The sequence below is a fragment of the Ruthenibacterium lactatiformans genome (assembly GCF_000949455.1).
GTDB classification, from domain to species: domain Bacteria; phylum Bacillota; class Clostridia; order Oscillospirales; family Ruminococcaceae; genus Ruthenibacterium; species Ruthenibacterium lactatiformans.
The window spans coordinates 45,471-59,013 of record NZ_JXXK01000004.1; the positions used below are offsets into that span (position 1 = coordinate 45,471).

Annotated in this window: 12 protein-coding genes; 2 read left to right on the forward strand and 10 right to left on the reverse strand. The window is 62.1% G+C overall.

Annotation, left to right across the window (positions count from 1 at the left end):
• Window positions 1-123: 123 nt before the first annotated feature.
• The 5 genes from TQ39_RS04375 to TQ39_RS04395 all read right to left on the reverse strand — a co-directional run bounded on the left by TQ39_RS04375 (window position 124) and on the right by TQ39_RS04395 (window position 5,679).
• Complete coding sequence (locus tag TQ39_RS04375) at window positions 124-1,533, reverse strand: hypothetical protein (RefSeq protein ID WP_050004699.1); 1,410 nt, start codon at window positions 1,531-1,533, stop codon at window positions 124-126.
• Window positions 1,530-2,423 (reverse strand): hypothetical protein, encoded by an 894-nt coding sequence (locus tag TQ39_RS04380; protein ID WP_050004700.1) that lies wholly within the window; start codon window positions 2,421-2,423, stop codon window positions 1,530-1,532. Before TQ39_RS04380 ends, TQ39_RS04375 begins: the two co-directional genes overlap by 4 nt.
• A complete protein-coding gene (locus TQ39_RS04385) occupies window positions 2,420-4,027 on the reverse strand; it encodes a sensor histidine kinase (RefSeq protein WP_009325124.1) in 1,608 nt (535 codons plus the stop codon). Before TQ39_RS04385 ends, TQ39_RS04380 begins: the two co-directional genes overlap by 4 nt.
• Window positions 4,024-4,689, reverse strand: a complete 666-nt coding sequence (locus TQ39_RS04390) for a response regulator transcription factor (protein ID WP_050004701.1) — start codon at window positions 4,687-4,689, stop codon at window positions 4,024-4,026. Before TQ39_RS04390 ends, TQ39_RS04385 begins: the two co-directional genes overlap by 4 nt.
• 144 nt (window positions 4,690-4,833) lie before the next feature.
• A complete protein-coding gene (locus TQ39_RS04395) occupies window positions 4,834-5,679 on the reverse strand; it encodes a DegV family protein (RefSeq protein WP_050004702.1) in 846 nt (281 codons plus the stop codon).
• 174 nt (window positions 5,680-5,853) lie between these two features.
• Here TQ39_RS04395 and TQ39_RS04400 point away from each other — a divergent pair, with 174 nt between their 5' ends.
• Window positions 5,854-7,521: a formate--tetrahydrofolate ligase gene (locus TQ39_RS04400; protein ID WP_156146186.1), complete on the forward strand. Its 1,668-nt coding sequence runs from the start codon at window positions 5,854-5,856 to the stop codon at window positions 7,519-7,521.
• A 104-nt stretch (window positions 7,522-7,625) separates the two neighbouring features.
• On the opposite strand, the gene TQ39_RS04405 is transcribed toward TQ39_RS04400, so the two are convergent.
• The 3 genes from TQ39_RS04405 to TQ39_RS04415 form a co-directional block, all read right to left on the reverse strand.
• The gene (locus TQ39_RS04405) at window positions 7,626-8,372 is read right to left on the reverse strand and encodes an amino acid ABC transporter ATP-binding protein (protein ID WP_050004704.1); all 747 of its coding nucleotides are present in this window, start codon (window positions 8,370-8,372) and stop codon (window positions 7,626-7,628) included.
• Complete coding sequence (locus tag TQ39_RS04410) at window positions 8,359-9,078, reverse strand: amino acid ABC transporter permease (protein WP_009325130.1); 720 nt, start codon at window positions 9,076-9,078, stop codon at window positions 8,359-8,361. The genes TQ39_RS04405 and TQ39_RS04410 overlap by 14 nt, the downstream gene beginning before the upstream one ends.
• Before the next feature lie 118 nt (window positions 9,079-9,196).
• Window positions 9,197-10,111 (reverse strand): transporter substrate-binding domain-containing protein, encoded by a 915-nt coding sequence (locus TQ39_RS04415; RefSeq protein ID WP_009325132.1) that lies wholly within the window; start codon window positions 10,109-10,111, stop codon window positions 9,197-9,199.
• Window positions 10,112-10,458: 347 nt separating this feature from the next.
• Here TQ39_RS04415 and TQ39_RS04425 point away from each other — a divergent pair, with 347 nt between their 5' ends.
• On the forward strand, window positions 10,459-11,574 hold the full coding sequence (locus TQ39_RS04425) for an SLC13 family permease (protein WP_050004706.1): 1,116 nt from the start codon (window positions 10,459-10,461) through the stop codon (window positions 11,572-11,574).
• Window positions 11,575-11,714: 140 nt separating this feature from the next.
• On the opposite strand, the gene TQ39_RS04430 is transcribed toward TQ39_RS04425, so the two are convergent.
• On the reverse strand, window positions 11,715-12,707 hold the full coding sequence (locus TQ39_RS04430; RefSeq protein WP_009325136.1) for a GGGtGRT protein: 993 nt from the start codon (window positions 12,705-12,707) through the stop codon (window positions 11,715-11,717).
• Between the two features lie 18 nt (window positions 12,708-12,725).
• Complete coding sequence (locus TQ39_RS04435) at window positions 12,726-13,418, reverse strand: iron-sulfur cluster assembly scaffold protein (RefSeq protein WP_009325137.1); 693 nt, start codon at window positions 13,416-13,418, stop codon at window positions 12,726-12,728.
• Window positions 13,419-13,543: the final 125 nt, after the last annotated feature.

Sequence of the window (13,543 nt, forward strand, 5' to 3'; positions counted from 1 at the left end):
ATTATACTACCAAACAAAGTGCAAGGCAACGGAAAGAAAGAAAAAACAGCGGCCTGTGAGGAAAAGACCACAGGCCGCCGTCATCGGCATATTGACGCCGGAGGGCGCCGCCTCTTCCAAAAATCATCCCATTGCATCGGGCGGCGTCCACATCCGGATATACTGCAGCTCCCCGCTGCCGGCAAACACGGTCTCCGGCGCGGCGAGGGCATAGGACCGGCGCATCCCGCCCCACGGGTCCTCCATTGCCGCCACCGGCACCAGCCATAAACCGCCGTTCGTCCGGGCCAGCGGCAAGGCCGCCGTTTCCCCGCCCGTATACGGTTCTTCAGCCCGCAGCAAAACTTCGCGCAGCTGCCCGTCCCGCACATCGATCAAATAGGCCGGGACACAGCCCGCGCCGCTTGTGCTGAAAGCACCCGCCCATAAATACGGTTCCTGTTCGCCGCAGCATGCCGGAAGTATATCATGAAGACCAAAGTCCAGCCATGGTACGGAGGCCGACGGCCGGAACGAAGCCAGCGCCCGCTGCGTACCGTTAAAAATATCCCGTTCCAAAAGTGTTTTCAGAGAGGCGTCCCCGTCATCATCCTGAATGAACATCTGGTACAGCTTGCCGTCCCGCACATACATGCCGCCAAGATAGCCGTAGCCATCGTACTCCCCATACCAATCCATCTGCGGGCTGCCGAGGCGCATCCGCGTGCCTGCGGCCAAATCATACTGCACCAGCCATTCGTCCATCTGCTGGCCCCGCACCTGCTCTGCCTCGCCGACAGCCACGCCGGGATAAACGCCGTCATCCAGCGGATATTCATAATGCCGCATGAGGAAGCTGCTGCCGGACACGCCCAATATACTGTCTCCGCCTGTCTCAAATACCGTATATTCCCCGGTGGCCAGGTCTACCCGCACGCCGCCGGAGACATTTTCGCTATGGTCGTAATAGCTTCCGTACAGCGCTCCGCCGTCCGTGTAGGAGAAAGAATCGCTGTACACCTCCCAGCCCTGGGGGAATTCCATCACCCTTTTGCGCCGGGCGCCGGAAGCGTCCACCACGTCGATATAAGCCGCGGCCGCCGATGAGGCTGCGTTTTGTACAAACCACGTCCCATACACGGAGCCCATCAGGTAGACGTTCCCGCCAATGGCCGCAACCGCTATATTGTTTCCCTCTATGTACGCCGGGCACGCGGCGTCACTGTGGCCGCAGCCCGGCACGCTGCACAGCGGCGCCTGCGTCAGCGTAGCGTAATCCGTACGTAAAAGCATGGATACGCGCCGGGTAAGGCCGTCCGGCCCGGCGGCGTTCTCGGCCAGCACAGCCAGTTCGTAATAAGCGTCGCCGCCGTTGCTTCCCGTTCCATAGCCGCTCCACTGCACAGTGTCCAGCACACCTACGGCGAACGTGGGCGCGGGCGGCTCCTGCACCGTTTGGGAGGAGGCCGGCGCGCCGGAGGAAGGGGCGTTGGGGGCGGGCGCGCATCCTGCCAGCAGCGCCAGGACAAGGCACAGTGCAAAAATCCGCTTCATCCCATCGCCTCCTCTTCCGGCTGCTCCTCCTGCAGCCGCGCCGTGTCCGCATCCGCTTGTCTGAATGCCCCCGCGCCGAAGGAACGCTGATATTCCTGCCAGCCGCGCACGGTGCTTTCTTCCACGGACGCCGCGCTCAGGCTGAAATACATACGCTGCTGGTCGCCTCCGGCTTCAAATGTATAATCGGGATATGCAACATAAAACCCGCTCTGGCAGGCGAGCAGCAGCCCGGCCGAGGCGGAATACAGACCGTTCTCTGCATATTTCGTACCCTCCGGCCCGGCCCAGTCTGCCAGGCTGTCCATGCCGAGGTATGTTTTGTAGGCCGCGAGCACCGCCGGCGCGTCGGGCTCCGGCAGGCCCGCCCACTCCTCTGCCGTACCCCAGAGCCCCACCACCTTTTGGGACTGGCTCTCCACAGTGACGCCAATGATATAATAGCCCAGATTTTCATCCCGACGGCCATAGCTTATGTAGTTGACAAAGCCCAGGCTATCCTCGCTCTGATACGTGGACAGTCCAATCTGATCCATAAAATAGGCGGCCCACTCCTCCGGCAGCACGCCCGCCGACGCCAGTTCCTCCACATGGAAGAGCAAGCCGTCCGGCTCGACATAATACATGGAATCCGGGCTGGTTCCCGCCCGCTGGTAACCGCTCAGGCTTCCGCGCCGGCTGTATTTTTTCAGCACCCGCGTTAAATACATATCCTCGCCCGTAAGCGCCAGCGCGCCCGCTTTCTGCGTGCGCGCGTGCGGCTGGGCCAGCAGCCCCGCGTCGCCCAGCCACAGCGTCAGGGCGGGCACGGCCGAGAGGGCCAGCGCCAAAACGCCCGTGCACAGCACCGCGGCCGCGGGGCGCGCGAACCATTTCTTCCATTTGTTCACACTGCCGCGCCTCCTTCTTTGCCGTCTGCCGCAGGCAGGCGCACCGTCACCGCGGTGCCCTCCCCTTCAACGCTTTCAATTTGCAGCCGCCCGCCGTGCAGCGCGGCGATCTTCTCGCACAGGGCCAGCCCCATGCCGCTGCCGCCGCCCGCCCGCGCGCGGGATTTATCCACCATGTAAAACGGCTCCGTCACACGCGCCAGCGCCGCGGCCGGGATACCGCAGCCGGTGTCGCGCACCGTCACGTCCACGCCCTGGCCTTCCGCCGCCGTGTGCCAGCCGATGGACACGCGGCCGTCCTTGGGCCTGGCACGGGCCGCGTTCTGCACAAGATTGTAAAGCAGGTCCACCAGCAGATCGGCGTCGCCCCGCACCCGCACGCCCGGCGCGGGCTGGAACACCGGCTCCACCGGCGCAACGGACGGCCCCAGCGCCGCCCTGGCGCGTGCGAACACGCGCTCCAGTTCCAGCGGCTCCAGCGCGGGCGCCTGCTCCCGCAGGCCCAGCAATTGCAGCAACTTTTCCGAAAGCGCCTCCACGCGCCGCGCTTCACTGAAAATATAGTTCGCCGCCCGCTGCTGCTGCTCCGGCTCGCACTGCATGCTGCGCAGCGTGTCCGCATAACCGATGACCGCCGTCATCGGCGTTTTCAGCTCGTGCGTGAACGCGGACATAAAGTCCTCGCGCTGGCGCACCGACAGCTCCAGCGCATCTACCTTTTCCTGCACGGCGGCCGCCATAGCGTCAAAGCTTCGGCTCAGCACGCCGATCTCGTCCCCGCCCGAAAGGCCCGTGCGCTCGCCGTACGCGCCGCCCGCAATGCTTTCGCTCGCCTGTGTCAGACGCGCCAGCGGTTTTGTCAGCCAGCGGGACAGCAGCGCGATCATCGCGCCCGCGCACACCAGCACCACCAGTTCCATTTCCCAGAAGCGCAGCAGCGCACGGTCCCGCGCGGCGAACACGCTGGTCACGTCGTGTCCCGTCAGCAGCGTGACGGGCGGATTGCCCACGGTCTCCACCTCCGCCTCGAACAGCATATACGTCCTGCCGCCGTCCCGGTGCATGCGGTAAGTATCCGTCTGGCCCGTAGGGCCCTCGTCCCAGGGAAACGAGGTATACACCGTGCGCAGCGCCGCGGGCTGCCGCTCTGCATCGGAAGCCGCCTGTGCTTCCGTTTCCGTCTCCGCCGCGGCGGAGGACGTCCCGCCCTGTGCCGCCGCGTCACCGCGGTACAGGGCCACCAGCTTTCCGCCCACATAATCCTCCAGCGAGCTGCCGTAGCGCGCCAGATGGCTGTCCGTCACGGTCTCGCCCCGCGCGGCCACGTCCAACAGGTCGGATTCCAGCGCATAGCATTGCAGCAGATGCTGCACCTCCGCCTGCTGGCCCGCCTCGTTCAGAGCATCGTCGAAGTTTCCGGCCAGTACCACCGCGCCCCCCAGCGAGAGCGCCATGGCCAGCACCAGAAGCATGGCCAGCGTCAGCTTCTGGGCAAAGCCCAGTGCACGGAGCGTCTTTCCGGCGCCGCCTGCCGGGCGGGCCGCGCCGCTTTCCGCCGCCTGCGCGCCCGTCCGCCTGGCGCGGGCGCGCTTTTCTTTTTTCACGGCTCTCCCTCCATTTCCAGAAGATACCCCACCTTATAGACGGTCTTGATATGCTCCTGCCAACCCAGCTTTTTGCGCAGGCGCTGGATGTGCAGGTCCAGCGTGCGCGTGCCGTCATCCATCTCGCCGCCCCAAACACGCTCGAACAGCACGTCGCGGTACAGTGCCGCGCCCCGGTTGCGCAAAAGCTGTTCCAGAAGGTCGAATTCCCGGGGCGTGAGGGCCACCGGCACGCCCGCCTTGGTGGCGCTGCGCGCCACGGTGTCCACCGTAACGTCCCACGCGCGCAGCAGCGCGCCGCCGCGCCCGGTACGGCGCAGCACACTTTCCACCCGCGCCACCAGTTCCGCCACCTCAAACGGCTTCACGATGTAATCATCCGCGCCCAGGTTCAGCCCACGCACCCGGTCGCCCAGAGTGCCCTTAGCCGTGATGAAAATGACAGGCGTGCCCATGGGCCGCAGATACTCCAGCAGCTCATAGCCGTCCAGCCTGGGCAGCATGATATCCAGCAGCACCAGGTCGTAATCGTTCTGTTCGATCTTATCCGCCGCCGCGCAGCCGTCGTTGACGGCCTCGCATTGATAACCTGCCCGCGCCAGGCTCATTTCAATGAGCTGGGCGATTGGTACTTCGTCTTCTACGATCAGGATGCGGTTCATGCCGCTTTCCCCCTTGCATCAGTTTCTACCATCAGAGTAACGGATGAATGTATCAGATTTGTTTCATTCCCGGGCTTATACGCAAAAAACAACCGTCGGGAACGGGCATACGCCCGCCTCCCGGCGGCTGTTGTTTCACATTTTTCAGTAAGCCAGCACGATGCCGCCATCGTAAGCGTATACCGTGGACAGGCCGCTGGTGGGCACCAGGATCACCTCGCGCAGTGCCGCACATTTTTCCAGAAATTCCTTTTTCAGCATCATGGCGCGCTCGGGGCAGTTGCAGTAGCTCAGCACCATCGTCAGGCTGGAGGCTGCGGCCTCCCGCGTGCCTTCGGCAATGAGCTCCACCAAGCGGCGCATGGCGTTCTGGGTGCCGCGCACCTTTTCGATGGCCACGATGCTGCCGTGGCCGTCGTCGCCCATAATGGGCCGCAAAGACAGCATGCCGCCCAAAAGGCCCGCCACCTTGGAGATGCGGCCGTTTTTCACAAGGTTGGAAAGGTCCTCCAGCACGAAGCGCGTTTTCATCCGCGCAATGAACGCCGTCATCTCGGCGACGATGTCCTCGAAGGAATGCCCGCCGTCGATGCGGTCGCGCAGCATCAGGGCGATGAGCGTTTCGCCCGCGGACGCGCTCTCGGAGTCAAAAATATGAATCTTCTTTTCCGGGCTGCGCTCCAGCACCATCTCCCGGCCAACGCAGGCGGCGTTGTAGCTGCCGGACAGCTTGCCGGAGAGCGTCACCACAAAGCTCTCCTCGCTTTTTTCCATCAGCGCGGCGTATTCATCCGGCGAGGGGCAGGCTGTGGAGGGAGCGTTTTTATACGCCTTCATGTCCGCGATGAGCTTTTTTGTGTCGATGCGCTCGTCGTCCACATAGTGGATGCTCCCCACGTCGATCTTCAGGCTTGCGACAGACACGCGCAGCAGGTTGCGCAGCGCGGGGGTAAGGTCGCAGCAGCTGTCTACAATGATCTGGATATCCATTCCTGTTCTCCCTCTACTCTCACAATATATACCATTCTAACTTTTACGGGGCAAAAAGTCAATTGAAAGGCCTCTTCCCTTGTAATCATATCAGAAATTTGTTAAAATTTTATGCGAACGGCGTGTATATTTTACGCACGCCGCAAAAACGGGAGTGAAAAAGGGAGCGTTTGCATGAAAACCGATATCCAGATCGCGCAGGAAGCCGTTTTGGAACCCATTTCCGACGTGGCCGCGTCGCTGGGGCTGAACGGCGAGAGCCTGATCCCCTACGGAAAGTACAAAGCCAAGGTGGACCACCGCCTTGTGAAAAAGCTGGCCGAAAAAAAGGACGCCAAAGTCATTCTTGTAACGGCCATCAGCCCCACGCCCGCGGGCGAGGGCAAAACCACCACCAGCGTGGGCCTGGCGGACGCGCTGCACCGAATGGGCAAAAACGTCGTCCTCGCGCTGCGGGAGCCCAGCCTCGGCCCCGTGTTCGGCGTAAAGGGCGGCGCCGCGGGCGGCGGGTATGCACAGGTGGTGCCCATGGAGGACATCAACCTGCACTTCACAGGCGATCTTCACGCCATCGGCGCGGCCAACAATCTGCTGGCCGCCATGGTGGACAACCATATTTATCAGGGCAACGCGCTGAACATCGATCCGCGGCGCATCACCTGGAAGCGCTGCGTGGACATGAACGACCGCCAGCTCCGCTTCATCACCGACGGCCTGGGCGGCAAGGCCAACGGCACGCCGCGTGAGGACGGCTTCGACATCACCGTTGCAAGCGAGGTGATGGCCATTTTCTGCCTTGCCACCGATCTGGCCGACCTGAAGGCCCGCCTGGGCCGCATCGTAGTGGGCTACACGTATGCGGGCGCGCCCGTCACGGCGGAGCAGATCGGCGCGGCGGGCGCCATGGCCGCGCTGCTGAAGGACGCTTTTGACCCGAACCTGGTGCAGACGCTGGAGCACACGCCCGCGCTGGTGCACGGCGGGCCGTTCGCCAACATCGCCCACGGCTGCAACAGCGTCATCGCCACAAAGCTGGGCATGAAGCTGGCAGATTATGTCGTCACCGAGGCGGGCTTCGGCGCGGACCTGGGCGCGGAAAAATTCCTCGACATCAAGTGCCGCCTGTCCGGCATCGAACCCTCCGCCGTTGTGGTCGTTGCCACGGTGCGCGCGCTCAAGCACCACGGCGGCTGCCCCAAGGCGGAGCTGGGCGTGCCCAGCCTTGAATATCTGGAGGCCGGCAGCGCGAACCTGGCCCGCCATGTGGAAAATATGCAGAGCAAATTCGGCCTGCCGGTGTGCGTGGCCATCAACGCCTTCCCCACCGACAGCCCCGAGGAGCACCAGTACCTGCGGGACCTGTGCGCCCGGCTGGGCGTGCCCTGCGCGCTGAGCGAGGTGTTTGCAAAAGGCGGAGCGGGCGGCCTGGAGCTGGCCGAGGATGTGCTGGGCATTTTGGAAAAACGCCCGGTGCGCTTCACCTATCCGGACGACGCGCCCGTGGCGGACAAGGTCCGCGCGGTATGCAAAAACATATACGGCGCGGCGGACGTGGCGTTTTCCGCCGCCGCAAAAAAGCAGCTTGCGGAGCTGGACACGGGCGGCTTTGGCCGCCTGCCCGTGTGCATCGCCAAGACGCAGTACAGCTTCTCGGACGACGCCTCGCTGCTGGCCGCGCCCTCCGGCTTCACAATGACCGTGCGGGAGCTGCGCCTCTCTGCGGGCGCGGGCTTCGTCGTTGTGGTGATGGGCAATATCATGACGATGCCCGGCCTTCCCAAAAAGCCCGCGGCCGAGGGCATCGACGTGGACGAAAACGGCGTCATCAGCGGCCTGTTCTGAGCGCTTTCAGGCAAACGCCGCACAAAAAAGCATACGCAAACAGCGCCGCTCCAAAGGTGTGCCTTTGGAGCGGCGCTGTTTTTTGCACTTGTTTTCCGGGCGCTTTACAGCACCTTACCGAGAAAATCCTTCAAACGCGGGTTTTTGGGGCTGCCGAAGAACTCCGCCGGAGCGGCCTCCTCCATGATAACGCCCTCGTCGATGAACACCACGCGGTTTGCCACCTCGCGGGCAAAGCCCATCTCGTGGGTGACGACCACCATGGTCATTCCCTCCCGGGCAAGCTGCTGGATAACGTCCAGCACCTCGTGTACCATCTCCGGGTCCAGCGCGCTGGTGGGCTCGTCGAACAGCATCACGTCCGGCTGCATGGCCAGCGCGCGGGCAATGGCCACACGCTGCTGCTGGCCGCCGGAGAGCTGGATGGGATACGCGCCGCCGCGGTCGCCCAGACCCACGCGCTCCAGCAAGCTTTGGGCCAGCTTGCGGGCCTCGTCTTTCTTCATTCCTTTTACCAGCACCGGCCCCGCGCTCACGTTGTCCAGCACCGTCATGTTGGTGAACAGATTGAACTGCTGGAACACCATGCCGATCTTCTGGCGCATCTGGTCGATCTTTGTCTCCTTGGAGGTAATGTCCACGCCCTCAAACACGATCTGTCCGCCCGTGGGCTCCTCCAACAGGTTCAGGCAGCGCAAAAACGTGGATTTGCCCGAGCCGGACGGCCCGATGACCGCCACCACGTCGCCCTTGCAGATGTCGATGTTGATACCGCGCAGCACCTCCACATGCTTGAAGTGCTTCTCCAGGCCCTTGACCTCAATGAGTTTTTCTCCTTTAGCGGGTGACACTCTTGCTCATCCTCCTTTCCACAGCCGCGATGATCTTCGACAGCGGGAACACAATGATAAAATACATGATGGCCGCGATGACATACGGCTCCAGGAAAATATAGGTCTGCTTGGCGATGGACTGGGCGCGGAACATCAGCTCTACAATGCCCACCATGCCCAGGATACTGGTCTCCTTGATGATGGTGACGAACTCGTTGCACATGGCGGGCAGGATGTTGCGCACCGCCTGGGGCAGGATCACATGGCGCATAGCCTTCCAATGGCTCATGCCGATGCAGCGCGCGGCCTCCATCTGGCCGCCGGGCACCGCGCCGATGCCGGAGCGGATGACCTCCGACATATAAGCCGCGGAGTTGAGGCCGACGGCCACCATGCCCCAGAACATGCGGTTGAGGCTGGAATCCGGCAGCTTGAAAACATTGCCCAGACCGTAGTAGATGATGAACACCTGCACCAGCATCGGCGTGGCACGGAACACCTCCACATATGCGGTACAAAAAAATTTGGCAACAGCCTTGAGCGCCTTGACTGCCAGATTGTCGCGGGACTGTACGCTGGCCATACGGCCGGACGCCAGCACGAGCCCCAGCACAAGGCCCATCAGCACGCTCACAAATGCGAACAGCAGCGTATAGCCAAGGCCGTTCCAGTACATATGGCCGTACTTTTCCCATATTTTCAGCATTCGCTCAAATGAAAACATCGTATCCTCCTTCGTGGTAAAACGGCATTCTCCGCCCGCGGGGCGGCAGAAACACAAAGACCGCGGCGGAGGGACGCGCCCTCCGCCGCGTATCAAATTCAATGCGATGTCCTGCAGCTTACTCGATGCCCATGGAAGCAGCCTTCTCCTGCGCTTCCTGGAACCACTGCTCCAGCAGGCCCTCGGCCTCATATGCCGCGATGCGCTCGTTCACCCAATCCAGCAGATCGGTGTTGCCCTTCATCACAGCCACAGCGTTGCCGCCCTCTTCGGGATCGATCTCCACAGGCACCTTGCCGATGGCCAGGCCCTCGACTGTCTGCATATACTGCTCGGCGCTGATCTCGTCGATCATCACAGCCGCGCACTCACCGTTCTTCAGGTTGGCGATGCACTGGGGGAAGTCCGGCAAAAGCAGGGGCTCTGCATCGGGGAACTGCTCCGCCATCAGCGTCTCCTGCAGGGCGGCTTTCTGAGTGGCCATCACCGCGCCGGCCAGGCTTTCCTTGGTGGCATATTTGTCCAGGTTTTCCTCCAGCACCAGCATGCACTGGCCGCCGGCATAGTACATATCGCTCATGTCCACGCTCTTTTTGCGGTCTGCGTTGGGCGTAAGGCCCGCGATGGCCATATCGGCGTTGCCCGCCTGGACCTCAGCCACAACGGAATCGAACGCGATGTTCTGTATATCCAGTTCAACGCCCAGATCATCTGCCAGCGCCTGCGCCAGGGAAGCGTCCAGGCCCACGACATTGTCGTTCTCGTCCAGGAACTCAAACGGCGCATAGCCGGCCTCTGTCGTTACAACGAGCACGCCCTTGGCCTTGATGGCCTCCACGCTGTGCTCCTCCACATTGCCGCCCGTCATTGCGATGCCGTCGTCGGCTTCGGAAGCGGACGTGCCGGACGCGGCCGGAGCGCTTACCGCGCCGGACGAAGCCGCGGGAGCGGAGCTGGAAGAGCCGGAACCGCCGCAGGCGGCGAGGCCCAGCGCCATTACAAGCGCCATGCATACTGCTACAAGCTTTTTCATAAGTACCATTCTCCTCTTTCAACAAGTGCATATTTACAGGCGGGCGCTTCGCAGCGGCGACCGCTGCGGCCGGCCTGTTGTCTGAGTCTTAGTATACATGCATAAATATACAAAGTCAAGTGAATATTTTGCATATTATTTATTTTTCCATTTTCAATAGAAAGCGCGTTCCTCCCTTGCGTTTTGCAGTCGTTTTGCACAATTGCAAATGCCTTTCCCGGCGCGGCGGGCGGGAACGCAGCGTCGATTCCAGTGTTTCTCCCGCAAATTTGGGGCTTCGGCACTGGATACCGCACAAAAATATGTTATGATAATGGATACGGATTTCACGAAAGGAAGCGTACCCCATGCATCTCTCTCCCGCCCGCATTTTGAACTTTATCCGCAGGGAGGCCGTTCTCTGCTGCGCGGCGCTGGCCGCGCTGGCCTCCACTCTTTTTGTGCCGCCCTCCGCGGCGTATATTTCCTATTTCGACTTCCGCGTGCTGTGCCTGCTTTTCTGCCTGATGGCCGTCGTGGCCGGGCTGCGTGGCTGCGGTCTGTTCGAGGCGCTGGCGCTGCGCCTGCTTCGCGGTAAAAAGACACTGCGTTTTCTGGCGCTCATGCTGGTGCTGCTGCCTTTTTTCAGTTCCATGCTCGTCACCAATGATGTGGCCCTGCTCACCTTCGTCCCCTTTGCCATCTTGATTCTGAACATGGCCGATGCTTCCGCCTATGCTCCGTACATCATCGTACTGCAGACCGTCGCGGCCAATCTCGGCAGCATGGCCACGCCTGTTGGCAATCCGCAGAATCTTTTTCTCTACAATCGTTTTGCCCTGTCCCCCGCCGATTTTTTCCGCACCATGCTGCCCCTTGCGGCGGCCAGCCTTGCGCTGCTGTGCATGGGCGTGCTGTTCGTGCCGCCCCGGGCCGTCACCGTCGCCATGGGAGATGTGCACGGATACAACACGCGCCGCCTGCCCGCGCTGAGCGTACTGTTCGTGCTGTGCCTGCTGTGCGTATTCCGTGTGGCACCATACCAGCTCCTGACGGCTGTGGTACTGGCCATGCTTATGCTGTTCATGCGGGACCTTTTTCGGGAAGTGGATTACAGCCTGCTGCTCACATTTGTATTTTTCTTTATTTTCGCGGGCAACATGAGAAAGATCGGCGGGGTGAACGCGCTTCTTTCCGCTCTTATGGACAAGCACGCGCTGCCCACCTGTGTGTTGGTCAGCCAGGTCGTCAGCAACGTGCCCGCCGCCGTCCTTCTTGCGGGCTTTTCACAGGACTGGCGCGCCCTGCTGACGGGCACGAACCTTGGCGGCCTCGGCACGCCCATTGCCTCTCTCGCAAGCCTGATCTCCCTCAAGCTTTATGCCCGCTCCGCGCCGGGCGGCACACGGCGCTATCTGCTCATCTTTTCCGCAGTCAATGTTGCCGCACTGGCGCTTCTGTACGCCCTTGCGGCGGCCGGCTGACCGGCTGCGGCGCTTTTGCCTTTCTGCAGAAGCGAAATACCGCCCCACGCCCCGCCGTCCGCGAGTGCGGCAGAACATAAAACAGCGGCCGCCCCGCAAGGGGCGGCCGCTGCCTTTTGTGCTGTATTTTGCCGGGACGCTTACGCCTGGCTGGCAGCCACGGCGCAGGCCACGGTGGCGCCCACCATGGGGTTGTTGCCCATGCCGATCAGGCCCATCATCTCCACGTGCGCGGGAACGCTGGAGGAGCCGGCGAACTGTGCGTCGCCGTGCATGCGGCCCATGGAGTCCGTCAGGCCGTAGGAAGCGGGACCCGCGGCCACGTTGTCCGGGTGCAGCGTGCGGCCCGTACCGCCGCCGGAAGCCACGGAGAAGTATTTTTTACCGTTCTCCATCGCCCATTTTTTATAGGTGCCGGCAACCAGGTGCTGGAAACGGGTGGGGTTGGTGGAGTTGCCCGTGATGGACACCTCAACGCCCTCCTTCTTCATAATGGCAACGCCCTCGAGCACGTCGTTGGCGCCGTAGCACTTCACCGCGGCGCGTTCGCCGTCGGAAAAAGCCTTCTCGCGCACGACCTTCAGCTCGCCGGTCTTGAAGTCGTAATCCGTCTCCACATAGGTGAAGCCGTTGATGCGGCTGATGATATAGGCGGCGTCCTTGCCCAGGCCGTTCAGGATAACGCGCAGCGGCTCCTTGCGGGCCTTGTTGGCGGTGCGGGCGATGCCGATGGCGCCCTCGGCGGCGGCAAAGCTCTCGTGGCCAGCCAGGAAGGCGAAGCACTTGGTCTCGTCGCGCAGAAGCATGGCGCCCAGGTTGCCGTGGCCAAGGCCCACGGCGCGCTGTTCGGCCACCGAGCCGGGGATGGTGAAGGCCTCCAGGCCCTCGCCGATGGCGGCGGCACAGTCGGCGGCGCTCTTCAGGCCGCGCTTCACGGCGATGGCCGTGCCCAGCGTGTACGCCCAGACGGCGTTCTCAAAGCAGATGGGCTGCACACCCTTGACGATCGCGTCAACGTCGATGCCCTTGGAGAGGAGCATCTCGCGGCAGGCGTCCAGAGACTCCAGGCCGTTTGCTTTCAGGCATGCCTCGATTTTCGGCATGCGGCGTTCTTGACTTTCAAATTTAGCCATTGTTCTTCTCCTCCTCTCTTACTCTTCGCGCGGGTCGATATACTTCGGCGCGTCCGCAAAGCGGCCGTAGGTGCCGATGTTCTTCTCGTAAGCGGTCTTCGGGTCCACACCGTGGCGGATGTCCTCCATCATTTTGCCCAGACGGACGAACTGGTAGCCGATGGCCTCGCCGTTCTCGTCGACGGCGACCTTTGTGATATACCCCTCGGTCAGCTCCAGGTAGCGCACGCCCTTCGCCTTGGTGGAGAAAATGGTGCCCGTCATGCTGCGCAGGCCCTTGCCCAGGTCCTCCAGGCCGGCGCCGACAGGCAGGCCGTCGTCGGAAAACGCGGTCTGGCTGCGGCCGTAGACGATCTGCAGGAACAGCTCGCGCATGGCCACGTTGATGGCGTCGCACACAAGGTCTGTGTTCAGCGCCTCCAGAATGGTCTTGCCGGGCAGGATCTCGCCCGCCATGGCGGCGGAATGGGTCATGCCGGAGCAGCCGATGGTCTCCACCAGCGCTTCCTCGATGACGCCCTTTTTCACGTTCAGCGTCAGCTTGCAGGTGCCTTGCTGCGGCGCGCACCAGCCAACGCCGTGCGTCAGGCCGCTGATATCAGAGATCTGATATGCCTTTACCCACTGGCCCTCCTCCGGGATGGGGGCCGGCCCATGGTTCGGGCCTTTCGTGAGCGGACACATACGTTCTACTTCATGAGAATAAGTCATAGTGATGCTCCTTTGTGATGTTCTTTTGTGTTTCTCTTTTGACAGTTATTTCACATTTGCGCTATCCTATATTATAAAGAAAGCGCTGCTGCATTGCAAGTGCGTGGGGCCGAAAATCAAAACTT